At 66.2% G+C, this 24,645-nt stretch carries 28 protein-coding genes; 12 read left to right on the forward strand and 16 right to left on the reverse strand.

Features of this window, described 5'->3' with window-relative positions:
• Window positions 1-30: 30 nt before the first annotated feature.
• Genes RZN05_RS13560 through ruvA form a run of 4 tightly spaced genes read right to left on the reverse strand, consistent with a single transcriptional unit; the run spans window position 31 to window position 2,528 of the window.
• Window positions 31-477: a YbgC/FadM family acyl-CoA thioesterase gene (locus RZN05_RS13560; RefSeq protein ID WP_317227134.1), complete on the reverse strand. Its 447-nt coding sequence runs from the start codon at window positions 475-477 to the stop codon at window positions 31-33.
• A gap of 44 nt (window positions 478-521) precedes the next feature.
• Complete coding sequence (gene ruvB / locus RZN05_RS13565) at window positions 522-1,544, reverse strand: Holliday junction branch migration DNA helicase RuvB (RefSeq protein WP_317227135.1); 1,023 nt, start codon at window positions 1,542-1,544, stop codon at window positions 522-524.
• Complete coding sequence (locus tag RZN05_RS13570) at window positions 1,537-1,935, reverse strand: GFA family protein (RefSeq protein ID WP_317227136.1); 399 nt, start codon at window positions 1,933-1,935, stop codon at window positions 1,537-1,539. Before RZN05_RS13570 ends, ruvB begins: the two co-directional genes overlap by 8 nt.
• Window positions 1,932-2,528, reverse strand: coding sequence for a Holliday junction branch migration protein RuvA (gene ruvA / locus RZN05_RS13575; RefSeq protein ID WP_317227137.1), 597 nt, complete (start codon window positions 2,526-2,528; stop codon window positions 1,932-1,934). The genes RZN05_RS13570 and ruvA overlap by 4 nt, the downstream gene beginning before the upstream one ends.
• Window positions 2,529-2,770: 242 nt before the next feature.
• On the opposite strand from ruvA, the gene RZN05_RS13580 reads away from it, so the two are divergent.
• Window positions 2,771-3,217, forward strand: coding sequence for a hypothetical protein (locus tag RZN05_RS13580; RefSeq protein ID WP_317227138.1), 447 nt, complete (start codon window positions 2,771-2,773; stop codon window positions 3,215-3,217).
• Between the two features lie 5 nt (window positions 3,218-3,222).
• On the opposite strand, the gene ruvC is transcribed toward RZN05_RS13580, so the two are convergent.
• The 6 genes from ruvC to RZN05_RS13610 form a co-directional block, all read right to left on the reverse strand.
• Complete coding sequence (gene ruvC / locus RZN05_RS13585) at window positions 3,223-3,711, reverse strand: crossover junction endodeoxyribonuclease RuvC (protein WP_317227139.1); 489 nt, start codon at window positions 3,709-3,711, stop codon at window positions 3,223-3,225.
• A gap of 130 nt (window positions 3,712-3,841) precedes the next feature.
• Window positions 3,842-4,585 carry a YebC/PmpR family DNA-binding transcriptional regulator gene (locus RZN05_RS13590; RefSeq protein WP_317227140.1) on the reverse strand — a complete coding sequence of 248 codons (744 nt, stop codon included), beginning with the start codon at window positions 4,583-4,585 and terminating at the stop codon, window positions 3,842-3,844.
• Window positions 4,586-4,644: 59 nt separating this feature from the next.
• Window positions 4,645-4,965, reverse strand: coding sequence for a heavy metal-binding domain-containing protein (locus RZN05_RS13595; RefSeq protein ID WP_317227141.1), 321 nt, complete (start codon window positions 4,963-4,965; stop codon window positions 4,645-4,647).
• A gap of 50 nt (window positions 4,966-5,015) precedes the next feature.
• Window positions 5,016-5,255, reverse strand: coding sequence for a DUF2312 domain-containing protein (locus tag RZN05_RS13600; protein ID WP_056617902.1), 240 nt, complete (start codon window positions 5,253-5,255; stop codon window positions 5,016-5,018).
• 66 nt (window positions 5,256-5,321) lie between these two features.
• Window positions 5,322-6,656, reverse strand: a complete 1,335-nt coding sequence (locus tag RZN05_RS13605; protein ID WP_317227142.1) for a metal-dependent hydrolase family protein — start codon at window positions 6,654-6,656, stop codon at window positions 5,322-5,324.
• Window positions 6,657-6,676: 20 nt separating this feature from the next.
• Entirely contained in the window at window positions 6,677-7,042 is a 366-nt protein-coding gene (locus tag RZN05_RS13610) for a DUF1244 domain-containing protein (protein ID WP_317227143.1), read from the reverse strand.
• Between the two features lie 68 nt (window positions 7,043-7,110).
• On the opposite strand from RZN05_RS13610, the gene pyk reads away from it, so the two are divergent.
• On the forward strand, window positions 7,111-8,580 hold the full coding sequence (gene pyk, locus RZN05_RS13615; protein ID WP_317227144.1) for a pyruvate kinase: 1,470 nt from the start codon (window positions 7,111-7,113) through the stop codon (window positions 8,578-8,580).
• A 29-nt stretch (window positions 8,581-8,609) separates the two neighbouring features.
• Window positions 8,610-8,966, forward strand: a complete 357-nt coding sequence (locus RZN05_RS13620) for a hypothetical protein (RefSeq protein ID WP_317227145.1) — start codon at window positions 8,610-8,612, stop codon at window positions 8,964-8,966.
• An 84-nt stretch (window positions 8,967-9,050) separates the two neighbouring features.
• Here the strand turns inward: RZN05_RS13620 and RZN05_RS13625 are convergent, their stop codons facing one another.
• Both RZN05_RS13625 and ykgO read right to left on the reverse strand, forming a co-directional pair.
• Complete coding sequence (locus tag RZN05_RS13625) at window positions 9,051-9,671, reverse strand: HAD family hydrolase (protein ID WP_317227146.1); 621 nt, start codon at window positions 9,669-9,671, stop codon at window positions 9,051-9,053.
• 8 nt (window positions 9,672-9,679) lie between these two features.
• The gene (gene ykgO / locus RZN05_RS13630) at window positions 9,680-9,805 is read right to left on the reverse strand and encodes a type B 50S ribosomal protein L36 (RefSeq protein ID WP_066482602.1); all 126 of its coding nucleotides are present in this window, start codon (window positions 9,803-9,805) and stop codon (window positions 9,680-9,682) included.
• Between the two features lie 159 nt (window positions 9,806-9,964).
• Between ykgO and RZN05_RS13635 the strand changes: the two genes are divergently transcribed.
• From RZN05_RS13635 to RZN05_RS13650, 4 genes are all read left to right on the forward strand, one after another.
• Complete coding sequence (locus tag RZN05_RS13635) at window positions 9,965-10,573, forward strand: DUF4136 domain-containing protein (RefSeq protein WP_317227147.1); 609 nt, start codon at window positions 9,965-9,967, stop codon at window positions 10,571-10,573.
• Window positions 10,570-11,688: a M14 family metallopeptidase gene (locus RZN05_RS13640; protein WP_317227148.1), complete on the forward strand. Its 1,119-nt coding sequence runs from the start codon at window positions 10,570-10,572 to the stop codon at window positions 11,686-11,688. The genes RZN05_RS13635 and RZN05_RS13640 overlap by 4 nt, the downstream gene beginning before the upstream one ends.
• On the forward strand, window positions 11,688-12,143 hold the full coding sequence (locus RZN05_RS13645) for a GNAT family N-acetyltransferase (protein ID WP_317227149.1): 456 nt from the start codon (window positions 11,688-11,690) through the stop codon (window positions 12,141-12,143). Before RZN05_RS13640 ends, RZN05_RS13645 begins: the two co-directional genes overlap by 1 nt.
• A gap of 203 nt (window positions 12,144-12,346) precedes the next feature.
• Complete coding sequence (locus RZN05_RS13650; RefSeq protein WP_317227150.1) at window positions 12,347-12,796, forward strand: hypothetical protein; 450 nt, start codon at window positions 12,347-12,349, stop codon at window positions 12,794-12,796.
• Between the two features lie 169 nt (window positions 12,797-12,965).
• On the opposite strand, the gene RZN05_RS13655 is transcribed toward RZN05_RS13650, so the two are convergent.
• Complete coding sequence (locus RZN05_RS13655) at window positions 12,966-14,504, reverse strand: cation:proton antiporter (RefSeq protein WP_317227151.1); 1,539 nt, start codon at window positions 14,502-14,504, stop codon at window positions 12,966-12,968.
• A gap of 28 nt (window positions 14,505-14,532) precedes the next feature.
• Window positions 14,533-15,249 carry a dienelactone hydrolase family protein gene (locus RZN05_RS13660; RefSeq protein ID WP_317227152.1) on the reverse strand — a complete coding sequence of 239 codons (717 nt, stop codon included), beginning with the start codon at window positions 15,247-15,249 and terminating at the stop codon, window positions 14,533-14,535.
• A 73-nt stretch (window positions 15,250-15,322) separates the two neighbouring features.
• Here RZN05_RS13660 and gpmA point away from each other — a divergent pair, with 73 nt between their 5' ends.
• The 3 genes from gpmA to RZN05_RS13675 all read left to right on the forward strand — a co-directional run bounded on the left by gpmA (window position 15,323) and on the right by RZN05_RS13675 (window position 17,857).
• A complete protein-coding gene (gene gpmA / locus RZN05_RS13665; protein ID WP_317227153.1) occupies window positions 15,323-16,009 on the forward strand; it encodes a 2,3-diphosphoglycerate-dependent phosphoglycerate mutase in 687 nt (228 codons plus the stop codon).
• Between the two features lie 313 nt (window positions 16,010-16,322).
• Window positions 16,323-16,778: a 5-(carboxyamino)imidazole ribonucleotide mutase gene (gene purE, locus RZN05_RS13670; protein ID WP_317227627.1), complete on the forward strand. Its 456-nt coding sequence runs from the start codon at window positions 16,323-16,325 to the stop codon at window positions 16,776-16,778.
• Complete coding sequence (locus RZN05_RS13675; RefSeq protein ID WP_317227154.1) at window positions 16,775-17,857, forward strand: 5-(carboxyamino)imidazole ribonucleotide synthase; 1,083 nt, start codon at window positions 16,775-16,777, stop codon at window positions 17,855-17,857. The genes purE and RZN05_RS13675 overlap by 4 nt, the downstream gene beginning before the upstream one ends.
• Window positions 17,858-17,942: 85 nt before the next feature.
• On the opposite strand, the gene RZN05_RS13680 is transcribed toward RZN05_RS13675, so the two are convergent.
• Together RZN05_RS13680 and RZN05_RS13685 are read right to left on the reverse strand one after the other, a co-directional pair.
• A complete protein-coding gene (locus RZN05_RS13680) occupies window positions 17,943-18,242 on the reverse strand; it encodes a hypothetical protein (RefSeq protein ID WP_317227155.1) in 300 nt (99 codons plus the stop codon).
• Between the two features lie 16 nt (window positions 18,243-18,258).
• Window positions 18,259-21,102 (reverse strand): M16 family metallopeptidase, encoded by a 2,844-nt coding sequence (locus tag RZN05_RS13685; RefSeq protein WP_317227156.1) that lies wholly within the window; start codon window positions 21,100-21,102, stop codon window positions 18,259-18,261.
• A 144-nt stretch (window positions 21,103-21,246) separates the two neighbouring features.
• Here RZN05_RS13685 and RZN05_RS13690 point away from each other — a divergent pair, with 144 nt between their 5' ends.
• Together RZN05_RS13690 and RZN05_RS13695 are read left to right on the forward strand one after the other, a co-directional pair.
• On the forward strand, window positions 21,247-22,878 hold the full coding sequence (locus tag RZN05_RS13690) for a M20/M25/M40 family metallo-hydrolase (RefSeq protein ID WP_317227157.1): 1,632 nt from the start codon (window positions 21,247-21,249) through the stop codon (window positions 22,876-22,878).
• Between the two features lie 80 nt (window positions 22,879-22,958).
• Window positions 22,959-24,584 carry an eCIS core domain-containing protein gene (locus RZN05_RS13695; protein WP_317227158.1) on the forward strand — a complete coding sequence of 542 codons (1,626 nt, stop codon included), beginning with the start codon at window positions 22,959-22,961 and terminating at the stop codon, window positions 24,582-24,584.
• Window positions 24,585-24,645 lie beyond the last annotated feature (61 nt).

Genomic DNA, 24,645 nt, shown 5'->3' on the forward strand with positions numbered 1-24,645 from the left:
GCAGCGGTATTCAGGAATAGCATGTCGAGTTCAGTTTCCCTTCCACAACAACGGTTCGAACGCGGCAATCCACGCAGCAGGCTGGCGCCGGGGCCTTCCCGTCGGGGAGACGAACGCCGCCTCGACTTCACCTGCGGTCACGATTGTTTGCCCGCGCATGACTCGTTGCTGAATGACGACGGCAGCGGCCCGCATAGACATAAGGCGGCTCGCCACGATCAGTTCCTCGCCGAGCCGCGCCGGCGACTGGTAGTCCAGCTTGAGGCCGCGAATGGCGTATGCCCCCTCGCCCGCCTCGAACGCGGCGCGCTGGTCGATCCCGACGGCGAGCAGCATATCCGAGCGGGCGCGCTCCATGTAGCGCAGATAATTGGCATGATAGACGACGCCGGTAAGATCGGTATCCTCGAAATAGACGCGCAGCGCGAACTGGTGCTCGAGGCCATGGAAGCGGCCGAGGGCGGGGAGCGCATGCATGGCGCGGCCTTAACCAAGCCGGCGACTCGGGGGAACCCCTCGCCTCAGTCGAACAGCCCGTCCTGCGCGCTGGGCGGCGGATTGAGCCCGAGATGCTTCCAGCCCGCGGCGTTGAGGCAGCGCCCGCGCGCAGTGCGTGCGATCATGCCGATCTGGATGAGATAGGGCTCGATCACCTCCTCGATCGTGTCGCGCGGCTCGGAGAGGCCCGCGGCAAGCGTCTCGACCCCGACCGGGCCGCCGCGATAGATGTCGGCGATCATCATCAGATAGCGCCGGTCCATCGTGTCGAGCCCGAGGCCGTCGACTTCGAGCCGGTTGAGCGCGGCGTCCGCGACCTTGGCGTGCACCGTCTCCTCCCCCGCGACATTGGCGAAGTCGCGGACGCGACGCAGCAGCCGGCCGGCGATGCGCGGGGTGCCCCGCGCGCGCTTGGCGATCTCGTGTGCGCCATCGGGAGCGACGTGGAGGTCGAGCAGGGTGGCGGCACGCGTGACGACCCGCTCAAGTTCGTCGACGGTGTAGAATTGCAGGCGGACCGGAATGCCGAAACGATCGCGCAGCGGGGTGGTGAGCAGTCCCTGCCGCGTGGTGGCGCCGACCAGGGTGAAGCGCGGCAAGTCTATCCGCACCGAGCGGGCGGATGGCCCCTCGCCAATCATGAGGTCCAGCGCACGGTCCTCCATCGCGGGATAGAGGACTTCCTCGACCGCGGGATTGAGCCGGTGGATCTCGTCGATGAAGAGGACATCACCGTCCTCGAGATTGGTGAGCAGTGCCGCTAGATCGCCCGACTTGGCAATCACCGGCCCCGAGGTCGAACGAAACCCGACGCCCATCTCGCGTGCGATGATCTGCGCGAGCGTAGTCTTGCCGAGCCCCGGGGGACCGAAGAACAGGACATGGTCGAGCGCGTCGCCGCGCTGCTTCGCCGCCTGGATGAACACCCGGAGGTTTTCGCGCGCGCCCTTCTGCCCGACGAATTCGTCGAGCGTCTTGGGGCGCAGTGCGGCGTCGATATCCTCGGCGCGGCGCGTGGCGGTAAGAATGCGGTCGGTGTCAGTCATAATGCTCGATCTGGTCGCCGGTGATCTGCAACCAGGCATGCTTGCGTACTTCCCACACCGAGAAGTTTGGCGCGGGGAAATTCGGATCGGCGAAGCAGCCGAGGGGAATCGCGATCAGATCGGGCAAGCCGCCGCCCTGATACCAGACCGTACCGCCGCAACTCGGACAGAAATGGAAGCTTGTCTCGGCACCGCTGTCGTTGGCGTGCACCCATTGGTTCGCGTCGCCGTCGAAGCGGACCTGCTCCAGCGGGAAACGCGCCTGCGCGGCGAAGGCGGAGCCGCTGCGCCGCTGGCAGTCTAGGCAATGGCATACGGAGATGCGCACCGGTTCGCCGCTGGCTTCGGCACGGAGCTGGCCGCAGCGGCAGGTGGCGACACGCACGGTCACTTCGCTGCCTTTCGCAACGCAAGCCGGACCAGCGCGTCGAGCGTGGCGCCCGCGCCGAGCTCGTCATTGGCGGCGCTGACTGCGGTCGAGGCCTCCGCGGGCTTGAAGCCGAGGTTGAGCAGCGCCGAGACTGCGTCCGACGCCGCACTGCCCACGGGTGCCGGCGCGCCCGCCGCGCCGCCGAGCGCGATGCCGCCGGCCTTGTCCTTGAGTTCGTTTACGATGCGCTGGGCGAGCTTGGGGCCGACGCCATTGGCGCGGGCGATCATCGCGGAGTCGGCGCGGGCGACGGCGGTGCGCACTTCGTCGGGCGTCAGGATCGAGAGGATCGCGAGCGCGACCTTGGCGCCGACGCCCTGGACATGGGTGAGCAGCTTGAACCAGTCGCGCTCGTCGGCGGTGGCGAAGCCCATCAGGCGGATGAAATCCTCTGCAACGAGCATCTCGGTGTGGATCGTCACGGCGCTGTCGACCGGCCCCAGCTTTTCAAGCGTCTTGGCCGAGGCGCCGACGAGGTAGCCGACGCCGCCCACGTCGATCACCGCGTGATCGACGCCGGTTGCCGCCAACCTGCCCTTGAGGTGTGCGATCATGGCCGTGGGTTCCACGAGTCAACCGACCGGCCGGTTGACCAAATTGACTCGAAACGCGGGTTTGCAGCGTCGCTTGACTCGGTAGCTTCGCGCGCGGTCGCGACGGCAAGGCGGAGGGCCGGGCTGGTCATCAGCGGTACATAAGCGGAACGACGGCGTGTAGGAAAGCGAAAACGCCGAGGCCTCTGGCAAGCCGCTCGACGCGTCACCATTTCGATGGCGAAATCCTGGGGGAGGTGCAGATGATCGCTGGGCTGCTGTTGCTTTGGGTGGCGCTGTTCTCGGCAGGGGATACGCCGATCGGGCGGGTCATGCGGCACTGGCTGGTCAGCAAGCCCGCCGCCGCGCTGGCGCGGATCGAGCGTGGCGCGGTGATCACCTGGCTGATCCTCGGCACGATCGGCTTGGCATGCTTCCTGGTAATGGAAGAAGAAGGCCTGCGGCTGTTCGCGATGGCGCTGCCCGAGCTTGCCGGGTGGGTCGTGGCATTCGAGATCACTTCGCTGGTCGACGCGATCGCGATGACGCTGGTGGTGGCATCGACGATGCGGTTCGGCACGGTGAAAGCATGGCTTGCGGCGCGCCTGCCAGTGCGCCGGTCGAAGCGCGCGCGGCGAAGCCGCGTTGCGCGGCCCGAGAGGCAGGCCTCCAACGACGACGAGGACAGAGCGGCCGCGCTCGCAGCCTGAGCCGCTCAGCGAAATCGCAGACGCGCGCTGGCGAGGTGATGCGCGTGGCAGATCGCCACCGCGAGCGCGTCGCCGGCATCGGGGCCGTCGATCTTCACGCCAGGAAGCAGCCGCGCGACCATCGCATGCACCTGCGCCTTTTCGGCGCCGCCGGTGCCGACCACCGATTTTTTGACTACGCTGGGCGTGTATTCGCCGACATCGAGCCCGGCGCGCGCGGCGGCGCAGAGCACCACGCCGCGCGCCTGGCCGAGCTTGAGCGTCGATTGCGCGTTGGAATTGACGAATACCTCCTCGCAGGCCGCGGCTTCCGGCGTGTGGTCGATGATGATCGCGGCGAGCATCGCGTCGAGATGCGCGAGGCGGCGGGCGAGCGGGGCCGCGGTATCGGTCTTGAGCTTGCCGTTGGCGACATGGCTCAGGCGATTGCCCTCGGCGCGGATGATCCCCCAGCCGGTGGTGCCGAGGCCGGGATCGAGGCCTAGGATGATCATAGACCCTCTCCCTGTGAGAGAGGGAAGGAGCTGGAAAGCTGCGGAAGGGTGAGGATCGAGCTGCCCTCACCCTTCCCACGCGCTTCGCGCGCGGGCCCCTTCCCGCTCCCAAAGGGAGCGGGAGATTGGCTCAACCCAGCTTCTCCATCACTTCGTCGGAGACTTCGTAATTCCCCCACACCGTCTGGACGTCGTCATCGTCGTCGAGCGCGTCGATCAGCTTGAACAGCGTGCCGGCATCGCCTTCCTCGACCGCGACCATCGTCTGCGGGCGCCAGGCGAGCTTGGCGCCCTCGGCCTCGCCAAGTACCGGCTCGAGCGCCTTGGCGACTTCGTGGAGCGAATCCATCGCGGTCCAGATCTCGTGGCCGTCCTCCGAGCTCGTCACGTCCTCGGCGCCGGCTTCGAGCGCGGCCTCGAACACCTTGTCGGCATCACCGGCGCTCGCCGGATAGTTGATCAGGCCCATCCGGTCGAAGGCGTGGCTCACCGATCCCGGCGCACCGAGATTGCCGCCATTCTTGCTGATCGCGGTGCGCACATTGGTGACCGTGCGGTTGCGGTTGTCGGTGAGGGTCTCGACGATGAGGCTGACGCCGCCGGGGCCGAACGCCTCGTAGCGGATTTCCTCGTAATTTTCGCCTTCGCCCTTGCTCGCCTTGTCAATCGCCCGAGCGATATTGTCCTTGGGCATCGACTGCGCCTTGGCGGCGTTGACCGCGGCGCGCAGGCGCGGGTTCATGTCGGGATCGGGCAAGCCCATCTTGGCCGCGACCGTGATTTCGCGGCTGAGCTTGGAGAACATGCCCGAGCGCTTCTTATCCTGCGCGCCCTTGCGGTGCATGATGTTCTTGAATTTGGAATGGCCTGCCATTGCGCTCTCGTTGGAAACGGATGCGCGTCTCTAGGCCAGCGGCGCGGCCCGGCGCAACCTTAGCTGACGGTAACCGCGGTGCCGGAGATCGACACCATCAGCATCGATCCGGAATCGCCGATCACTTCGTAATCGATGTCGATGCCGATCACCGCATTGGCGCCCTTGTCGGCCGCCTCGGCCTCGAGCTCCTGCATCGCCATCTCGCGCGCCTTGCGCAGCGGCTTCTCATACGCACCCGAGCGGCCGCCGACGAAATCGCGGATCCCGGCAAACAGGTCGCGAAAGACGTTGGCGCCAAGGATCACCTCGGCAGTGACGATGCCGTGATAGCGGGTGACCTGGCGGCCATCGATGCCGTTGGTAGTGGTAAGGATCATCGAATCACCCTCGCTTCAACCGCGGCATCGCTGCACCGCCCGTGCCGATCTTAGTGCAGGCCGAGCGCGTTGCGATAGGTTTCGAGCAGCGCATCGGCCTCGTCGCGGTGATGCTTCTCCATCTTCCGCAGGCGGACGATGTGGCGCATCGTCTTGGTGTCGAAACCGGTCGACTTCGATTCGGCGTAGACGTCCTTGATATCGTCCGCGATGCCCTTCTTTTCCTCTTCGAGGCGCTCGATGCGCTCGATGAAAAGACGCAGCTGCTCGGCCGAAATGCTATCGCTCATTGGGGTTCCCGCTCCGGAATTTCATGAAAGGCGCGCGTCTAGGCGATCGGCGCGAAACGCTCAACCTCAGTTCGCCGGGAAACCCTGACGGACGCCGCCAAGCTTGTGGACAATGCCGCGGCGCATGACGAAATCGACCTTCTCGAGCCGGCGGACATCGGCGAGCGGATCGGCGGCAACCGCGATCACATCGGCCCATTTGCCCGGCTCGAGCGAGCCGAGCTCGGCCTTCATCCCCAGCGCGTCGGCGGCGTCGAGCGTCGCGGCGCGAATCGCCGCGGCGGGCGTCATCCCCGCATCGACCATCAGCGCGAATTCCTGGGCATTGTCGCCGTGGCGCGAGACGCCGGTGTCGGTGCCGAAGGCGATCTTCACACCGGCGCGAATCGCCTTGCGGTGGCTCTCGACCGCCGCGGCGCCGGCCGCCTCGGCCTTGGAGATGGTGGCGGGCGGCAGCATGCCGCCGCGGGCCTGGGCAAGCGCAGCGCGCGGCGCCATCATCGTCGGGACCAGCCAGGCGCCCTTCGCCTTGAACAATGCGATCGTCTCGTCGTCGAGGAACGTGCCGTGATCGATCGTGTCGACGCCGGCGGCCAGCGCGGCCTTGCTGCCCTCTGCGGCGTGGCTGTGCGCGGCGACCCTGCGGCCGAGGCCGTGCGCGGTGTCGATGATCGCGCGCATCTCCTCGGGCGTCATCGCGCGGCCGAGGCCGCCCGAGACATTGGAGAGCACGCCGCCGGTCGCGCCGAACTTGATCACTTCGGCGCCCATCGCGACCTGAAGCCGCACGGCGCGGGCGCATTCGACCGGCCCGTCGCAGATGTTGAGCTGATGTTCGCGGATGACTTCGGCAAACTCCGCGCGCTTGCCGTTGGCGGCATCGCCATGCCCGCCGCTCACCGTCAGCATCTTGCCGGCGTTGACGATCGTCGGGCCCGGGATCGTGCCCCCGGCGACGGCCTGGCGCAGCGCGCGCATGCCGCGCGGATCGCCGCCGAGATCGCGCACCGTGGTGAAGCCGGCGTCGAGCGTCGCGCGCATATTGGCGATCGCGGTCACCATATTGTCGGCATCGTCGCGGTCCGCCGCCTCGACGCGGGCGCGCATCGGATCGCCGCCGATGCCCCAGAGGTGGACGTGCATGTCGATCAGCCCAGGCAGCACCCAGGCGCTGCGCAGGTCGACCAGCTCGGCGCCGCCCTCGGGCGCGACGAAGCCATCGCGGATCTCGGCGACCTTGCCGTCGCGGACGATCACTGTGCTCGCGCCGCGCGGCGCCTGGCCCGGGCGGTCGAGCAGATGCCCGGCCTGGATGTAGCGGACATCGGCCGGCGCGGTCTGCGCCAGCGCGGAAGTGCCGGCGCACAGCGCCAGCGCGGCGAGCATCGTCTTGCGGATCATGGAGCCCCCTCCTCTTCCCGTCAGCGGGATGGGTCCGTCATGGCAGGTGGATCGCTGGCGGGGAAGCTGTCGTCGAGCGCGTCGTCGAGCTGGTCCTCGACATGGTTGCGCTGCAGGCTCTCTTCCATCCGCGCAAGCTGCTCGGGGGTCGCCTCGATCTGGTGGCGCGCCTTCCACTGCGCAAAGGGCATGCCGTAGACGATCTCGCGCGCCTCGTCCTTGCTCAGCCCGTCCTCGGCGATCCAGTCGCCCAGGCAATTGCGGCAGAAACCGGCAAGGCCCATCATGTCGATATTCTGCGCATCGCTACGATGCCGCAGATGCCGGACGAGCCGCCGGAACGCCTTGGCCGCTGTAGCGTCATCCAGAGTATCGAGCGTCGGCACAGGCACCTCCATGGTTGATCGAGCGAGATTAACGGGTAGAGGCAGGCGCGCACAAGGAAATGAGAGCAATGACCCAGGCCATCCGCCCCCGCAGCCGTAAAGTCCGCGTTCTCGCGACGCTGGGCCCTGCCAGCAACACTGTCGAGATGATCGAGAAGCTGTTCGAGGCGGGCGCCGACGCGTTCCGCGTCAACATGAGCCACGGCGACCAGGCGTCGAAGGTGCCGGTGATCCAGGCGATCCGCAGCCTCGAGAAGAAATACGGCCGCCCCACGACGATCCTTGCCGATCTTCAGGGGCCAAAGCTGCGCGTCGGCAAGTTCGCCGAGGGCAAGGTGGTGCTCGCCAAGGGCGACCAGTTCATCCTCGACCGCGATCCGACGCCGGGCGACGCGACGCGGGTCCAGCTGCCCCACCGCGAGATCTTCGAGGCAGCGCACGCTGATGCGCGGCTGCTGCTCGACGACGGCAAGATGGTGCTGCGGCTGATCGAGGCGACGCCGGACCGGCTGGTGACGCGCGTCGAGGTCGGCGGGACGCTGTCGAACTCCAAGGGTCTCAACGTCCCCGACATGGTGCTGCCGCTGGCGGCGCTGACCGAGAAGGATCGCAGCGACCTTTCCTTCGCAGTCGAGCAGGGCTGCGACTGGATCGCGCTGTCGTTCGTCCAGCGCCCCGAGGATCTGATGGAAGCCCGTCGGCTGATCGGCGGCAAGGCGGCTCTGCTCGCCAAGATCGAGAAGCCTTCCGCCATCGCCCGGCTCGACGAAATCATGGAGCAATGCGACGGCGTGATGGTCGCGCGCGGCGATCTGGGCGTCGAGCTGCCGCCGCAGTCGGTCCCGCCGCTGCAGAAGCGCATCGTCGAGACTGCGCGCCGGCTGGGTCGCCCGGTGATCGTGGCAACGCAGATGCTCGAATCGATGATCGAATCGCCCTCGCCGACCCGGGCCGAGGTCTCCGACGTCGCGACTGCGGTGTATGACGGCGCCGATGCGATCATGCTTTCGGCCGAAAGCGCCGCGGGCCAGTGGCCGATCGAATCGGTGGCGATGATGAATTCGATCGCCGACGCAGTCGAGCGCGACCCTGCCCATGGCGACCGCGTCCACTTCACCGTCACGCGCCCCGACCCGACCACCGCCGACGCACTCGCCGAAGCCGCGAAGAACATCGCGCGGACCGTGTCGGCCTCGGCGATCGTATGCTTCACCAGCTCGGGCTCGACTGCGCGGCGCATCGCCCGCGAGCGCCCGACCGTGCCGATCATGGTGCTGACGCCCAAGATCGAAACCGCGCGCCGCATCGGCCTGCTCTGGGGCAGCCATGCCGTCCAGACCCGCGACGTCGAATCGTTCGAGGAGATGGTCGCCAAGGCCAAGCGCATGGCGCTGCGCCAGGACCTCGCCTCGGCCGGCGACCGCATCGTCGTCTGCGCCGGCGTGCCGTTCGGGACGCCGGGATCGACCAACGTGCTCCACGTCGTCACCATCCTGGGCGACGAGCTCAAGAACTATAACGGACCCAGCGAAAACTAGGCTATTCTCGGCTCCGGATCGGAGGGATCATGGAGCCGGAATTTCTGGACACGCTGGAGCGCCTCGACCTGACGGCCTCGCAAGCGCCGTGGTATGTCGATCAGCTCGACGACGAAGATTGCATGCGCTTGGTGGCCGTGACCAATCGCGATCCGGCGACGATGACCCTGGCCGGAAAGGATTGGGATGCCGAGCAGGTGATCGCAGCATGTCTCGTGCAATCTCCGAGCTATGTTTCGCCCGCCGACACGCGCTGGAACGAGAATGCAGCGTTGATTGCCGAGATGCGGAATTCGCTTCCCGAGCTAATCCGATTGGCGCGCATCGGCCTCGCCGTCGAGCACGACCGCGCTCGCCGAACATCTGAAGCTACCCGTTCGCCCTGAGCTTGTCGAAGGGCCGTATATTTCTTGCTATCGGTAAGGCAGATCGGTGCTTCGACAAGCTCAGCACGAACGGAGTTGCGGGAGTCACTCCGCCCGGAGCAATCCCAGCCGCACCAGTTCGGCGCGGAAATCCTCGGCGGAGGTGAACAGCACGGCGTGGATGCCGGCGTCCTTGGCGCCCGCGACATTGGCGGGGCTGTCGTCGACGAACACCGCGTCGGGCCCTTCGAGGCCGAATCGATCGAGCGCGAGCGCGTAGATCGCAGGGTCGGGCTTGACGAGCTTTTCGTCGCCCGAGACGACCACGTCGCGGAAGCGATCGAAGATCTCTACATGCTGCTGCGACCAGGCCGGCCAGAACTCGCCCGAGAAATTGGTGATCGCGAACAGCGGCACGCCCGCGGCATCGAGTTCGCGGACGATCTCCAGCATTCCGGGAATCGGGTGCGGCACCGTATCGTTGAAGCGCGGCCCCCAGGCGGCGATCAGCTCGGCGTGTTCAGGATATTGCGCACGCAACTCGGCCGAGGTCTCCGCGAAGGGACGCCCGGCATCGTGCTGGAAATGCCATTCCTTGGTGACGACGTTCGCCAGAAACGCTTCGAGCGCCTGATCGTCCTCGATCAAGCGCTCGTAAAGATACCGCGGATCCCATTCGAAGAGGACCCTGCCGACATCGAAGATGACGGCGCTCGGCGTCCCCACGTCCGGGATTAGCCCTGGCGGGCCTTGAACCGACGATTCGTCTTGTTGATCACGTAGATGCGGCCACGACGACGGATCACGCGGTTGTCGCGGTGGCGACCCTTGAGCGACTTCAATGAATTCACGATCTTCATGACCGATTCGCTTCTCAAATATCTGATGCTGGAAAAGAGGCGCCCGCCTAGAGGCCGATCCCGGCCAAGTCAAGGTGCGGGCTTGCGGAACCGACTCCTTGGCCGCAGGGTTGAGGTGCGGCGGGGCGTTCCCTCCGCGAGACAGGAAGGTGTACCGCCGTGACCAGGATCCTCAGCATCGCAGCAGCGGGCGCCGCCCTTCTCGCCGGCGGCTGCACCACCACGCGCATGGCGCCTGTGGATGTCACCCGCTACCATCTCGGCCAGCCGATGGAGCGCACCACCGTCGCGGTCGAGCCGATGACCGGCGCCAATCAGATCAGCCCCGAATATCAGCTTTATGCCGACGCGGTCGCGGCCGAGCTCGAGCGCCTCGCTTATGTCCAGGCGCGCAGCGACATGGCGTCGGGCTATATCGCCGCAGTGTCGTTCACCCGTTCGTCGCGCGGGGCGTTTCGCGAGCAGCCGCCGGTATCGATCGGGCTGGGCGGCGGCAGCGTCAGCGGCGGACGCCGGGGCGGCGGCGTCGGGCTTGGCGGCGGATTGTCCTTCGGGATCGGCGGCAAGACGCGCGAAGTGATCGGCTCCGAACTCTGGGTCCAGCTGCGCCGGCGCAGCGACAACACCACCGTGTGGGAAGGCCGCGCGATTACCGAATCGATCAGCGGCAAGCCGGGCAGCGATCCGCGCGAGGCGGCGGCGCGGCTGGCACGCGCGCTGTTCAAGGACTTCCCAGGCGAGTCCGGGGTGACTACCACGGTCAAATGAGCATCCAGATCAACGCCGCGTTCGACAGCGGCAACATCCGCGTAGTCGCGATCGAAGGCGACCGGGTCGACCTCGAGATCGTCACCGATCACCTGTCGGACTTCTACCAGTGGTTCCACTTCCGGCTGGCCGGCGCGAAGGGGCGGACGCTCACCTTCCGCATCCTCAACGCGGGGGGCGCGGCCTATGCGTTCGGGTGGCCGAACTACAAGACGCGGTGGAGCACCGATCGCGAGAATTGGCGCGTCACCGATTCGGACTATGCCGATGGCGTGCTCAGCTTCACCAAGGCGATCGACAGCGACGTCACCTGGTTCGCCTATTTCGCGCCCTATTCGATGGAACGGCACCACGACCTGGTGACGCGTGTTGCCGCACTACCGGGCGTCAGCCACCGCGAACTCGGCGTCACGCTCGACGGCCAGCCGATCGACTATCTGAGCCTTGGCGAGGGGCCCAAGCAGGTGTGGCTCTATGCCCGCCAGCATCCGGGCGAATCGATGGCCGAATGGTGGATGGAAGGCGCGCTCGAAAAGCTGACCGATCCGGACGACGCGACGGCACAGGCGCTGCGGGCCAAGGCGACTTTCCACCTCGTCCCCAACATGAACCCCGACGGCTCGCGCCGTGGGCACCTGCGCACCAACGCGGCGGGGATCAACCTCAACCGCGAATGGCATTCGCCGACGCCCGAGAAGAGCCCCGAGGTCCTCGCGGTGCGCAATCGGATGGATGAGACCGGCGTCGACTTCGCGATCGACGTGCATGGCGACGAGGCGATCCCGGCCAACTTCCTCGCAGGCTTCGAGGGGATTCCGAGCTGGACGGACGAGCTTGGCGAGAAATTCTACACCTTCGCGCGCCGGCTCGCCGACACCACCCCCGAATTCCAGCTCGATCTCGGCTATGAGAAGGCGGCACCGGGCAAGGCCAATCTTTCGATGTCGACAAACCAGCTGGCAGAACGGTTCGGTGCGGTTTCGATGACGCTGGAAATGCCGTTCAAGGACCATGACGCCAATGCGGACGCCGAGTTCGCCTGGTCGCCGGCGCGATGCAAGGTGCTCGCGCACGCCTGTCTCGACACGCTCGCCGGCATGATCGACGAACTCTGATGGAGATCCGCGAGGGGGGATTGGACGATCCACGGGTCGTCGCGCTGCTGAACGCGCATTTCGCGAGCATGCTCGCCAACTCGCCGAAGGACAGCTGCCACTTCCTTGACCTGTCTGGCCTGCGCGCGCCGGGCGTGACCTTCTGGACCGCGTGGGACGGCGAGGATCTGCTCGGCTGCGGCGCACTCAAGCAGCTCGATCCCGCCCATGGCGAGATCAAGTCGATGCGCACCGCTGCCGAGCATCTCCGCCGCGGCACCGGCGCGGCGCTGGTCAGCCACATCCTCCAGGCCGCCCGCGCGCGCGGCTACAATCGGCTGAGCCTCGAGACCGGATCGGGCGAAGCATTCGAACCCGCACACGCGCTCTACCGCCAGTTCGGCTTCACCGAATGCGCGCCGTTCGCCGACTACGAGCCCGACCCGTTCAGCCGGTTCCTGTCGCGCGTGGTCTAGATTGAGGAGCCGCGCCTGCACGAGCGCTGTCGCCCCTAAGTAAGTCGCTCTGAGCACTTTCTACATACTCCGAAAGCGGCTCTTCGTTAAGCGAAGCGCCAGTGTCGGCGAAGCGCATCAAGAACAGGCGTTCTATCCATGAAATCTGCACGCCCCGAGCGTATTCTGATCACGGGTCAGAATGCAGACTTTATGGGGGCGGCATGAAAATCAGAATTATAGTACTCGCCGCGTCGGTATTGACCGGCTGTACCGGCCCCACATGGCCGAGCGATCAAATCCCCGCAGGAATGGAGATCGAGCGCAGCCTGTTTGCGGGTGGCGGCTTTGGCCTGCGTGAAAGCTGTGACGCCTTAGTCGTTGAGCTTTCCGATGCATCGGCCACGCGTTTGATCACGGGGAAAAGAACAAAAAGCGGGATAGAGCTCACTCCGCCAGGCGGCGGCTGGAGCATTACGCCTATTCCACAGGCCAGTGGCAACGCCGCCTACGAAGCGGCCTTCGCCGGATGTGAAAGCGGTGACCGGCCGTTGGGCGACCTGCCGGGAGCACTGAAGCGGCCCGGGGCCTTCTACAAAATCCTGAATCACGGCGAAGCCATTCTGATAGTTGCTCCGCGGGCTAAGCTAGCTGGCTACTTCAATTTTGGGTGATCGAGCCGGCCTGCTCACATGGGCGAATGCGAGATCTCTCGAGCACCTGCAGCCGATCGCCTGCGGGCGATAGGGAAAGTGCGTCCATTCGGCAGCTTTCTGACTTTTCGCCTCCGAAAGCCCATCACAAACACCCACGTCCTGCCACTCGCGGCTTATCACTCCTCACCTAGCTCTCGTCGATCGTCCGGCGCTCGGCCGACGCGATGGACAGCTCGTGCCAGTCGAGCGCTTCTTGGAGCCGCTCGAACTGCTCGGCGCCGATCGCGTCGTCGTCGCGGAGCGCGTGCAGGCGTTCGCGTTGGGCTTCGATCGCGCGCAGCTTGATTTCGCGGCGGGCGAGGAAGTCGCCACAGCCATCGTCGCCATCGAGCGCGGCGAGGTCGATCTCGAACTGGCGCCGGATCTCCGAGGCGACACGGCCCTGCTCGCCCGACACCGTGCCGAGCGCCGCCTGGGCGAGCGCGCGCTGGGCGGCGACATATTCGTGGCGGTCGTCGCCCTCGCCCAGTCCGAGCAGGCGGATCAGCGGCGCTAGCGTCAGCCCCTGCACCACCAAGGTCGCGAGCACGACGGCGAAGGCGGACAGCACGATGACGTCGCGCTGCGGGAAATCGGCCGGCAAGGCGAACGAGGTCGCGAGCGTGACGAGCCCGCGCATCCCGCACCAGCCGACGATCACGCCCTGGGCCAAGCTTGCGGGCTCGGCCTCGCCGTGCAGCCAGCGGAACCGCGCGGCCAGCCGGTTGTAGAGCAGCACCCAGGCCATCCGCGTCACCACGACGCCGGCGACGACCAGCCCCGCGGTGCCCGCCGCATCGCGCAAATGATCGGGAGTCATGCTGCCGACGATCGCGCGCGCCTGCATCCCCATCAGCAGGAATGCGACGACGTTGAGCACGAACACCGCGACGCCCCACACCGCGAAGGACTGGATGCGGTTGCGCGCCTCGATCTTCATGTGCGGGCTGTTGGCGATGGACATCGCCATCGTCACCACACACATCACCGCCGAAAGCCCCAGCCGCTCGGCCAGCAGCCAGGCGAAGAATGTGTTGACGAATTCGAGCAGATTCCCGCCGAACGAGCCGCGCGTATAGGGGAAGATGAAGCGGAACAGCCACGCGCAGGCGAGCCCCAGCGCGATCCCGCCCGGCACGGCGAACCCGAGCCGCAGCACGACGCCGCCATCGATGCTGCCATGGCTGTGCACCGCCACCGCGGCACCGAACAGCAGCAGCGCCGTGCCGTCGTTGAGCAGGCTCTCGCCGGTGAGCACCTGCACCGTGCGGCGCGGCAGCGCGGCCGAGCGCAGCACCGTCGTCGCCGCCGCGGCATCGGGTGGCGCAACGATTGCGCCCAGTGTGATCGCGGCGAGCAAAGGCAGCCCGGCCAGCGCCCATCCGATCCATGCGACTACGGCGGTGGTCAGCAGGACCGCGACGACGGCGAGCGCGACCAGCGGGCGCCATAGCCGGCGAATTGCGGCGAGCGGAAAGTCGAACGCCGCGTCGAGCAGCACCGGCGCGATGAACAGCGCCAGCGCGGTATGGCCGTCGATCGCGATCGACGGACTCCCCGGCACCAGCGCGACGATTACCCCGGCAGCGGCGAGCATCGTCGGATAGGGGATCGGGGTCCGGCGCGCGACCTGAAGCAGCACGACGGCGAGCAACAGCAGCGCGACGAGGCTCTCGAAGAAAGTCATTACGGCACGCTAACGCACCGGCAACGATTCAGAAAAGTCTTTCGAGAAAATCCGTCATGGCGCGCCAGCTGCGGCGATCGGCTCGCGGTTCGTAGGCGATGTCGCCGGGGCCGGTGCGGCTCGCATCGGTAAAGGCGTGGCCGGCATGGCCGAAGGCGAGGAACTGCCAGTCGGCGCCGGCTTCGGTGAGTTCGTTGGCGAGAACGACAGTGGCGTCTGGTGGCGAGAGCGGGTCGTTCCAACCGTGGCACACCAGCAGCTTGGCGGCGATCGGCGTGACACTGGGGTAATCCGGCGCATCGTAGACACCGTGGAAGCTGACGCCGCCCAGGATGCCGAGGCCGGCCCGCGCCATGTCGAGCACGCATTTGCCGCCGAAGCAGAAGCCGATTGCGGCGGCCTGATCGGGATCGGCCTGGGGCAGCGCCTTCAAAGCGGCGAGCGATGCGGCGAGCCGGTCACGGAGCAAAAGGCGGTCGCCGTCGAGTGCGTCCATGTAGCGGCTGCGGTCGCCCTCCTCGATCCGCGCGCGCTTGCCCTGGCCGAACAGGTCGGCAGCGAATGCCACATAGCCAAGCTCGGCGAGCGCCTCGGCCTTGAGATTGTCGGCTTCCTTCTGGCCGAGGACATTGGGCAGGACGAGCACGCAGGGGCGCGGGCCTTCGACCGCATCGTCCCAGGCGGCGACGCCCTCGAACGGGCCGCCGGGGCCGTCATGGACCAGGGCTTGTCGAACGATCGCCATGCCGCATCTCCCTTTGCGAAGCCGCGGCATCTCTCTATCAGCCGCGGCGAACGTTCAAGTCGAAGGAGGCCTAATGCCCACGCTCGTCCTCATCCGCCACGGCCAGTCGGCCTGGAACCTGGAGAATCGCTTCACCGGCTGGTGGGACGTCAACCTGACCGACCAGGGCGTGGAGGAAGCCAAGGCCGCGGGCCGGCTGCTCGCCGACAAGGGCTTCGACTTCGACCAGTGCTACACCAGCCTCCAGACGCGCGCGATCAAGACGCTCAACCTCGCGCTCGAGGAAATGGGGCGGCTGTGGCTTCCGGTCGAGAAGGACTGGGCTCTCAACGAGCGGCATTATGGCGGGCTGACCGGGCTCAACAAGGCCGAGACCGCCAAGATCCACGGCGACGAGCAGGTCCAGATCTGGCGCCGCGCGTTCGACATCTCGCCGCCGCTGGGCGAGGCGGACAGCGAGTTCGACCTGTCGAAGGACCGCCGCTACGCCGGGATCAAGATCCCGCAGACCGAGAGCCTCAAGGACACGATCGCGCGCGTCCAGCCTTATTGGGAAAAGAAGATCGCCCCCGATCTTAAGGACGGCAAGCGCGTGCTCGTCTCGGCGCACGGCAACTCGCTGCGCGCGTTGGTCAAGCATTTGTCGGGCATCCCCGACAACGAGATCGTCAGCCTGGAGATCCCGACCGGCCAGCCGATCGTCTATGAGCTGACCGACGATCTGGTGGCGACCGATCGCTACTATCTTAGCGAGCGGTGAGCTTCACAGGGGTGGTCTGACGGCGGTAACGGAGCAGATATTTACAGAGCATTCGTGGGCCCGCCGAGGGCCTCGAAGATCCGCCGTAATCCTCCATTGCGTGCTGATCCAGCGTGGCCCTCTCAATTGCGAGGACCACGTAATGAAACACGCCAGACCGGGCCAGCAGCTTCCATCCACCAGATTCATGCATGATAACTGCATCATCCCGGAATTGCCTTACCCTCGGGAGTTGCCCTCGCCGCGCCCGCCCTCTAGGAACCCGCTTCCACATTTGGCGGGGCATTTCGTGGCACCTCTGGTCGGCATCATCATGGGCAGCACTTCCGACTGGGAGACGATGTGCCATGCCGCGCGGGTGCTCGACGAGCTCGAAGTATCCCACGAGACCAAGGTCGTGTCGGCGCACCGCACGCCGCAGCGGCTCTACGACTATGCAAATGGCGCCGCCGAACGCGGCCTCAAGACCATCATCGCCGGCGCGGGCGGCGCAGCGCACTTGCCCGGAATGGCGGCGGCGATGACGCACCTTCCGGTGCTCGGCGTACCGGTCGAGTCCAAGGCATTGAAGGGCATCGACAGCCTCTATTCGATCGTCCAGATGCCCGGCGGCATCCCTGTCGGCACGCTGGCGATCGGCAAGCCCGGCGCGATCAACGCCGGTCTGCTCGCCGCGGCGATCCTCGCAACTTCGGACGAAGCGCTCGCGCAGCGGCTCAAGGCCTGGCGCGCGGCGCAGACCGCCGGCGTAGCGATCGACCCCGAATGACCGCGAGCTCCAGCCCTCTGGCGCCCGGATCGGTAATCGGCATCCTGGGCGGCGGCCAGCTGGGGCGGATGCTCGGCGTCGCCGCGGCGCAGCTCGGCTATCGCACGCACGTCCTCGCCCCCGATGCCGAAAGCGTCGCCGCACAGACCGCTTCGAGCTACACCCGCGCCGACTATCACAGCCGCATCGTCCTCGACGAAGTCGCGGGGCAGACCGACGTCGCCACCTACGAATTCGAAAATATCGCGATCGGCCCGGTCGAATATCTCGCGGGCAAGGTGCCGGTGCGCCCCGGCCCGCAGAGCCTGTCGATCGCGCAGGATCGCGCGCGCGAAAAGGCCTTTGTCCAGGGGATCGGCGGCAGGACCGCGCCCTGGGCCCCGGTCTCGACGCTCGACGAACTCAAGGCGGCGATCGACACGATCGGCACGCCGGCCATCCTCAAGACGCTGCGGCTGGGCTATGACGGCAAGGGCCAGGTGCGCATCCGCCACGCCGGCGAGGCCGAGGCTGCCTGGGCCGAGATCGGCGAGCGCCCGGCGATCCTCGAAGGCTTCGTCACCTTCAGCCACGAATTCTCGATCATCACTGTGCGCGGGCTCGACGGCAGCCTGGCGAGCTACCCGCCGCCGTGGAACGAGCATGTCGACGGCATCCTCGCGCGCTCGTCGCTCCCCGCCCCGGCCGAGATCGCGCGGCACTGGGCCGAGGCGGCGACGCTCGCCGGCCGCGTCGCCGAGGCGCTGGGGCATGTCGGGGTGCTGACGCTCGAGTTCTTCGCGACTGGCGAGGGCCCGGTGTTCAACGAGATGGCGCCGCGGGTGCACAATTCGGGGCATTGGACGATCGAGGGTGCAGAGACCTCGCAGTTCGAGAACCATATCCGAGCGATCTGCGGCCTGCCGCTGGGCTCGACCGCGCTGACGGGCTCGCATGTCGAGATGGTCAATTTGATCGGCAGCGATGCCGACCAATGGGCCGAATTGCTCGCCGAGCCTGGGACGCATCTCCACCTGTACGGCAAGGGCAGCGCCCGGCCCGGGCGGAAGATGGGGCATCTGACGCGGGTCAGGCGGTAAAGCGCCTCCCCGTTACGGGGAGGATCAAGAAAAAGGCTCGCCTCTTTTCGGAAGCGAGCCCTTTTTCCTCGACCGAAGCGAAGCCTCAGCCGCGCGTGCCGGTGATCGGGAAGCTGCCGAAACCGCCCGCGGTGACGTTGCCGTTGAGGTTGTCGCCGTCGACGGTCGCCTCGACCGTCAGCGTCATCGGCATCGGGATGGTGATGTCGAGCGAGAAGGTCAGCGTGTCGCCGTCGACCTTCCCGTCCTTTATATCGGTCGTGCCGAGGCCGCCCGAGAAATTGCCGGTGAAGGTCTCGCCCGCGCTCTGCACGGTGAGCACCGCCTGCTGGTCGCCCATCGGCGACTTGGTCACCGTGTTCCAGCTGCCGTCGACATTGGCCATCTTGGTCTCTCCTGGATTACTTGGCGGCAGGTGCGGAAGGGCCCGCCACCGACGCTGCGGGAACCACCTCGACAGGCAGGCCGAGGCTGTCAAGCTGCGGCTTGACCTTCGCGGCGTCGCCCACGACCACCCAGACGAACTTCTTCGGGTCCAAAGCCGCGCGTGACGCAGCGTCGAGCTGCGCGACGGTCATGCCCCGATATTTTTGCGTCACGGTGTCGTAGAAATTGTCGGGGCGCTTGCGCAGGTCGTTCTGCTGCATCGCGCTGAGCACCGCACCCGAGGTTTCGAATCGCCCGGCGAGCTCGCGCGTGGTGCCGTTGATCTCGCGCGTCAGCTCGACCTGGGTGATGCCCTTGGCGCCGAGGAAGTCGCCGACCTGCTGCTGGATCGCCTTGATCGAGTCGCCCGTGCGATCGGCCTGGACCGGCGCGGCGATCGTGTAGGGCACTGCCTTCTCCAGCCAGTCATAGCCGCCGCGCGCGCCGTAGGACCAATGCTTGTTCTCGCGCAGCTCCATGTTGATCCGCGCGAGGAAGCCCGCGCCGAGCGCCTGGTTGGCGGTGACCGGCACGAGCAGCTCGCTCGCCGGATCGAGCGGCGTCATCTGCGCGGCGAGGATCAGCGACTGGGGCGAGTCGGGGCGATCGACCAGCACGATCCTGGGCGCGACCTGCTGGGGCGCGACGGTGAAAGCCTTGGTGCCGGCGGTTCCGGTGCCCTGCCAATTGCCGAAGCGCGCCTCGAGCGCCGCCTTGACCTCGGACAGCGGACGATCGCTGACCACGAAGACCTTCGCCTTATCCGGGCGGATCCACGCACGGTAGAAGGCGAACAGGTCGTCGCGGGTCAGCGCCTTGACCGCCGCGGGATCGCCGCCGCCCGCCGCCAGCTTCACATAGGGGTTGCCGGGGCCGTAGAGCAGCGGCGGCAACGCGCGGTTGGCGAGGCCCTGAGGGCTGGTCAGCTCGGCGGCGATGCCGGTGAGCTGGGTCGCGCGCAGCCGCTCGATCTCATCGGGCGCGAACGCGGGGTTGCGGACGACATCGGCGAACAGGTCGAGCGCGCCGCCCAGGTTCGGGCTGGGCGCGGTGACGCCCAGATAGGTGCGATCGGCCGAGCTGCCGGTGCTGATGCTGGCGCCCAGCCGCTCGCGCGCCTCGGCGATCTTGGTCGAATCGAGCGTTGTAGTGCCCTCGTCGAGCAGCGACAGCACCAGGTTCTGCGTGCCGAGCTTGTTCGCCGGATCGGCGACGACGCCGGCATCGAAGCTCATCACCATTTGGGTGACCGGCACCGCGGTGCGATTGGCATAGACGATCTCCACGCCGTTCGAGAGCTTGGTACGCTCGACATTGGGGAAATCGAGATCGCCGATCTGGGCGACGTCGGGCATTGCGCCGCGTGTGCCCTTGAACGGCTCGGCCTTGGCCGCGCCTTCGGCCGGCTTGGCGGCGGCGGGGACCGCGGCGGCCTCCTGATAGGCCTCGCGCGTGCCCGGCTCGACCATGATCGTCAGCGACGGGCGCGTGAGCCACTTCTTGCCGGCGGCCTGGACTTGCGCCGGGGTGACCTTCGCGGTCTCCTCGAGTTGCTTCTTGAAGAACGCCGGGTCACCCGAATAGAGCTCGCCCGAAGCGAGCGCGACGGCCTTGCCGCCGAAGCCGCCGACCGATTCGAGGCCCGAGATGCGGCTGGACACCGCGGTAGTCGCGACGCGCTGGACTTCGTCGGCGGTCGGGCCCTTGGCGATCAAGTCAGCGACGATCTCGTCGAGCCGCTTGGCGACGACATTCGCATCGACCCCCGGCTTCACGATCGCCTGGACCTGGAAGATGCCGAGCTGCGACATCGACTGGATACCGGCCGAAACCTGCACTGCGCTCTTGTCCTTGCGCACCAACTCATTGTCGAGCCGCGAACTGGCGAGCCCGCCGAGCACGTCGCCGAACACGTCGAGCGGCACCGAATCGGGATCGTTGAGCCCGGGCACCGCCCAGCTGCGCAGGATCATCGTCGCGGCGACGCGGTCCTTCATCATCACGGTCTTCGACTGCGGAAGCGTCGGCACGGTCACCGTCGGCAGTACGCTCTTCGGTCCCGCGGCGATCTTGCCGAAATACTTCTCGACCAGCGGCCTGGCGGTCTTGGCGTCGACGTCGCCGGCGAGCACGAGGATCGCGTTGTTCGGGCCGTAATGCGAGCGGAACCAGTTCTTGACGTCGTCGAGGCTAGCGGCGTCGAGATCGGCCATCGAACCGATGACGTTATGGCCATAGGCGGTGCCGCCGAGCAGTTCCTCGAGCAGCTTGTAGTAGACCAGACCATAAGGCTGGTTGTCGCCCTGGCGCTTCTCGTTCTGGACGACGCCGCGCTGCTCGTCGAGCACCGCCTGGTCGATCGCGCCGAGCAGATAGCCCATCCGGTCGCTCTCGAGGAACAACGCGCGATCGAGCGCCGGGCGCGGGACGGTCTCGAAATAATTGGTGCGATCGAAGCTGGTGGTGCCGTTGAAGTCGGTGGCGCCGACCTGCTTGAGCGGCTCGAAGAAATCGCCCGGAGCATTCTCGGAACCGTTGAACATCAGGTGCTCGAAGAGGTGCGCAAAGCCGGTCTTGCCCTTGGGCTCGTGCTTCGAGCCGACATCGTACCAGGTCGAGACCGCGACGATCGGCGCCTTGCGGTCGGTATGAACGATGACGCGCAGGCCGTTCTTGAGCGTGAATTCCTCGTACGGAATGTCGACGCGCTTGACGAGTTCGGCGACCGGCACGGGCTTGGAGGTCTGCTGCGCCGCGGCGGGCATGGCGGCGGCAAGCGCAATAGTGGCGGCGCCGCAGAGCATCAGGAACGACTTCATGGTGACGGATTTCCCCCGGGGAACATGGATGGCGCGGAGCATAGCGCAGGCAGTAACGGCTGCAACCGGTTCCGTACGCGTTTGCAGCGAAGCGCTTTTGGACTAGCCTTGGCGCCCTGCTTCCTTCGAGAGACCTTGCCGCCTATGCGCGTTCCGCTGCTCCTCGCCGGGCTCCTGCTCGCCCTCGCGCCCGCCACGGCGCAGACCGCTCCCGACGAGCCGGTGTTCAGCGCCGCCGAGGTGCGCAAGCACGTCACCTTCCTCGCCGACGACAAGCTCGAAGGCCGCGACGCCGGCACGCCGGGGCACGAGACCGCCGCGCGCTATGTCGCCGAGCAGTTCGCGGCGCTGGGGCTCAAGCCCGGCGGCGACGACCAGGGCTGGTATCAGCAGGTGTCGTTCGCCGAATACAGCCTAGACGATCGCCGTCCGGCGACGCTGCGGGTAGGCAAGAGCAGCTTCGCCAATGGCGAGGATGTGCTGATCGCCCCCTCCCCGCGCTTCGGCAGCACCACGCAGACCGTCACCGGCGACGCCGTGTTCGTCGCCTACGGGCGGGAAGACGATTATGCCGGGCTCGAGCTGCGCGGCAAGTTCGCCGTAATGCTGATCGGCGCACCCGAGGGCATGCCGGCAGACGCGTCCGCGCGGCTCAACCGCAGCCGCGGGACGATCGCGGCGAAGCATGGCGCGATCGGCATCCTCTATCTCCTGTCGCCCCACGACGAGATGCAATGGGAGGTCGTGTCGAACCCCGTTCTCCAGGACGCGCACAAATGGCTGAGCAAGGAGGGCTTTCCCGACGGGCAGGATCCCGGCGTGAAGATCGGCGCCTACCTAAACGCCACTGCGGCGGCGGCGTTGTTCAAAGGCTCCCAGGCAAGCGCCGCGCGGCTGTTCGCGACGGCGAGCCTTCCCGACGTCAAGCTCGACCGCTTCGCACTCAAGCAGCGCGTGAGCCTGGAGCGGACCAGCATCGTGCGTACCTATCGCAGCCCCAATGTCATCGGCGTGCTACCCGGCGCCGATCTGGCGCTGGCGGACGAATATGTCGTGCTCAGCGCACATCTGGATCATATCGGCCAGGACCCGCATCTGCCTGGCGACAAGATCGACAACGGCGCGATGGACAATGCCGCGGGGGTGGCGACGATGCTCGAGGCGGCGCGCGCCTTCGCCACGGCAAAGAACAAGCCGAAGCGTTCGATCCTGTTCGTCGCGCTCACCGCCGAAGAGGATGGCCTGCTCGGGTCGAGCTATCTGGCGCAGCATCCGGTTATCGGGCCTGGCAAGCTGGTCGCCGACGTCAATCTCGACATGCCGATCCTGCTCTATGACTTTCAGGACGTCATCGCATTCGGCGGCGAGCATTCGACGATGGGCGAGATCGTCGCGCGCGCCGGCGCACGGATGGGCGTGACCGTCTCGCCCGATCCGATGCCCGAGGAGCAGTTCTTCGTCCGCTCGGACCATTTCAACTTCGTCAAGGCTGGCGTGCCTTCGATCTTCCTGATGACCGGGTTCAAGAATGGCGGCGAGAAGGCGTTCCGCGATTTCCTGGCCAACCACTATCACCAGCCCTCCGACCAGCTCGATTTGCCGTTCAACTGGGAAGCCGGCGCCAAGTTCGCTCGGCTGAATTATTGGATAGCACGCGAAGTCGCCGATGCGACGGAGGCGCCGCGCTGGTATGAAGGCAATCGCTTCGGCGACCGCTATGCGCCCGGCGCACCGCGAGCGCGGCGGCCCAAGGTGTTGGCCGAGCCGATCAACTGACCTGCCGAGATAGTTGCGGTTGACCATGTCTGCAGAAACCGGGCATGCTCTGCCTGTCCCGGACTAGTAACGAGGCGCTGATGGCCGAGGTCGCGCAACGACTGCACAAACAAGGCAAGGTCGATACGTGCTCCGCTGCGGGTGGCGTGTCAGGCCGCCTCGGTACTCGCCACGCCGTAAGTCAATTCCAAGAGACGGTGACGCGCGTCACCGCACAGTCCGCGCCACGCAATGCGCTTCCCGAACAACTCAGAGGACGGATGGAAGCGATCTCCGGCATCGCGCTCGAGGATGTGCGGGTTCATCGCAATTCGGCCCGGCCAGCGCAATTGCAGGCACATGCTTACGCTCAGGGCACCGACATATATCTCGGCCCCGGTCAGGATCATCATCTTCCGCACGAGACATGGCACGTCGTCCAGCAAAAGCAGCGCCGCGTACGTCCAACGACACGGGTTGAGGGCGTCGCGGTGAATGACGACGTATCGCTCGAGCGTGAAGCCGACATCATGGTTCGGCGAGCAGCGGAGGTCGCGCCGACTGCAGGGCCGCTCGAACGTGCAGCGCCGGGTGCACCGGTCGCGCAGGGCGTGTTCACGTTCGTTTCGAACCGGTTCGTTTTCAGCAAGAAACGTATCGAAGATGCCATGGACGGTGACAAGCTGAAGCAGCTTCGCAGCGTCCTATCCAACGCAACCCGTCGGCAAGCGGTGCTAGATAAGATAGAGGATTGGGCAAATTGCGACGAAGACGTCGGGTACAAAGGCAAGACCTACGAGGATCTCATCAAGAACGCACTGCGCGAGGTTAACAGGGAGACGCGCGTCGACGATATCTCGGAGCCTGTCACACCGAGCTCGGGTCGAGTCAACGACAGGGATTCCGTTAACCAGGAACTGTCGGCGTCATCCTCCGAAAAGCGGGAGCGACTCGCCACGCTTCGCCGCCAGGCATCGGAGAGCATGATGGAGCTTCTAGAATTTCGCGATACGACCAAGCAACGCTATCTGCAGCACGATCAGGACGACACGCAGTTCTCGGTCGGGCACACCGGCAATTTTGTTCTAGGGGGCAGCCTGCCGCAAGACTATGCCGAACTCATCCACCATATCGAGCTAACGACGGGCCTTGCGGGTGCTCGCCTGGCCACCGTGCTGCTCGACGCGATGGACGCTAAGATTACCGCCCAATCGCAGCAGGGCGGCATCGCCAAGTTTGTCGTGCTGGCCTATGCTGCCGAGACGCGCCGGGCAGCGATCAACCCGTTGGCAATCAGGGCAGCGCTGCAAAAGGCGCAGCGTGACAACAGCGACGTCTTCCAGACCCTGTACGACAATGTGCTGTGCATCTCCAGCGGTGGTTCGATGCAGTCGCAATATCATCGAAGGAACGTCGATGAAAATCCGCATTTCAGCGCCACCCTGCCGAATGAATATGACGCGCTGGTCGAATCTGCTGCCAGGCAGGGCTATGATGTGCGTGACCAGGATCAGATGAAAGGCTTCATCGATCGCATGGCTCGCAACCACGTCCTCGCCCACAACGTCATGTTCCTGGGGCAACAGCGCCCCGAGCCTAAAATGGGCGTTGTCGGACAGACCCCTCAATCGGGTCTGACAGGGGGTAAACTTCTCATTGCCATCGCGGCCATCAGCTTCATCATCCTGTCCATCTCAATTATGATGAGAGGATCTGCGAACAGTTGATGGTCGGGTCATGCCTGACTCACGCCGCCCCTTGTGTTGCACAATAGCAACACTACATCGC

It is taken from the genome of Sphingomonas sp. HF-S4, assembly GCF_032911445.1.
GTDB classification, from domain to species: domain Bacteria; phylum Pseudomonadota; class Alphaproteobacteria; order Sphingomonadales; family Sphingomonadaceae; genus Sphingomonas; species Sphingomonas agrestis.

Coding starts and splice junctions, on each gene's coding strand:
- RZN05_RS13560 (WP_317227134.1), bottom strand. CDS start 477: ATGCATGCGCTCCCCGCCCTCGGCCGCTTCCATGGCCTCGAGCACCAG.
- ruvB (WP_317227135.1), bottom strand. CDS start 1,544: ATGACTGACACCGACCGCATTCTTACCGCCACGCGCCGCGCCGAGGAT.
- ruvA (WP_317227137.1), bottom strand. CDS start 2,528: ATGATCGCACACCTCAAGGGCAGGTTGGCGGCAACCGGCGTCGATCAC.
- RZN05_RS13580 (WP_317227138.1), top strand. CDS start 2,771: ATGATCGCTGGGCTGCTGTTGCTTTGGGTGGCGCTGTTCTCGGCAGGG.
- ruvC (WP_317227139.1), bottom strand. CDS start 3,711: ATGATCATCCTAGGCCTCGATCCCGGCCTCGGCACCACCGGCTGGGGG.
- RZN05_RS13590 (WP_317227140.1), bottom strand. CDS start 4,585: ATGGCAGGCCATTCCAAATTCAAGAACATCATGCACCGCAAGGGCGCG.
- RZN05_RS13595 (WP_317227141.1), bottom strand. CDS start 4,965: ATGATCCTTACCACTACCAACGGCATCGATGGCCGCCAGGTCACCCGC.
- RZN05_RS13600 (WP_056617902.1), bottom strand. CDS start 5,255: ATGAGCGATAGCATTTCGGCCGAGCAGCTGCGTCTTTTCATCGAGCGC.
- RZN05_RS13605 (WP_317227142.1), bottom strand. CDS start 6,656: ATGATCCGCAAGACGATGCTCGCCGCGCTGGCGCTGTGCGCCGGCACT.
- pyk (WP_317227144.1), top strand. CDS start 7,111: ATGACCCAGGCCATCCGCCCCCGCAGCCGTAAAGTCCGCGTTCTCGCG.
- RZN05_RS13620 (WP_317227145.1), top strand. CDS start 8,610: ATGGAGCCGGAATTTCTGGACACGCTGGAGCGCCTCGACCTGACGGCC.
- ykgO (WP_066482602.1), bottom strand. CDS start 9,805: ATGAAGATCGTGAATTCATTGAAGTCGCTCAAGGGTCGCCACCGCGAC.
- RZN05_RS13640 (WP_317227148.1), top strand. CDS start 10,570: ATGAGCATCCAGATCAACGCCGCGTTCGACAGCGGCAACATCCGCGTA.
- RZN05_RS13645 (WP_317227149.1), top strand. CDS start 11,688: ATGGAGATCCGCGAGGGGGGATTGGACGATCCACGGGTCGTCGCGCTG.
- RZN05_RS13650 (WP_317227150.1), top strand. CDS start 12,347: ATGAAAATCAGAATTATAGTACTCGCCGCGTCGGTATTGACCGGCTGT.
- RZN05_RS13655 (WP_317227151.1), bottom strand. CDS start 14,504: ATGACTTTCTTCGAGAGCCTCGTCGCGCTGCTGTTGCTCGCCGTCGTG.
- RZN05_RS13660 (WP_317227152.1), bottom strand. CDS start 15,249: ATGGCGATCGTTCGACAAGCCCTGGTCCATGACGGCCCCGGCGGCCCG.
- gpmA (WP_317227153.1), top strand. CDS start 15,323: ATGCCCACGCTCGTCCTCATCCGCCACGGCCAGTCGGCCTGGAACCTG.
- purE (WP_317227627.1), top strand. CDS start 16,323: ATGGGCAGCACTTCCGACTGGGAGACGATGTGCCATGCCGCGCGGGTG.
- RZN05_RS13675 (WP_317227154.1), top strand. CDS start 16,775: ATGACCGCGAGCTCCAGCCCTCTGGCGCCCGGATCGGTAATCGGCATC.
- RZN05_RS13680 (WP_317227155.1), bottom strand. CDS start 18,242: ATGGCCAATGTCGACGGCAGCTGGAACACGGTGACCAAGTCGCCGATG.
- RZN05_RS13685 (WP_317227156.1), bottom strand. CDS start 21,102: ATGAAGTCGTTCCTGATGCTCTGCGGCGCCGCCACTATTGCGCTTGCC.
- RZN05_RS13690 (WP_317227157.1), top strand. CDS start 21,247: ATGCGCGTTCCGCTGCTCCTCGCCGGGCTCCTGCTCGCCCTCGCGCCC.
- RZN05_RS13695 (WP_317227158.1), top strand. CDS start 22,959: ATGGCCGAGGTCGCGCAACGACTGCACAAACAAGGCAAGGTCGATACG.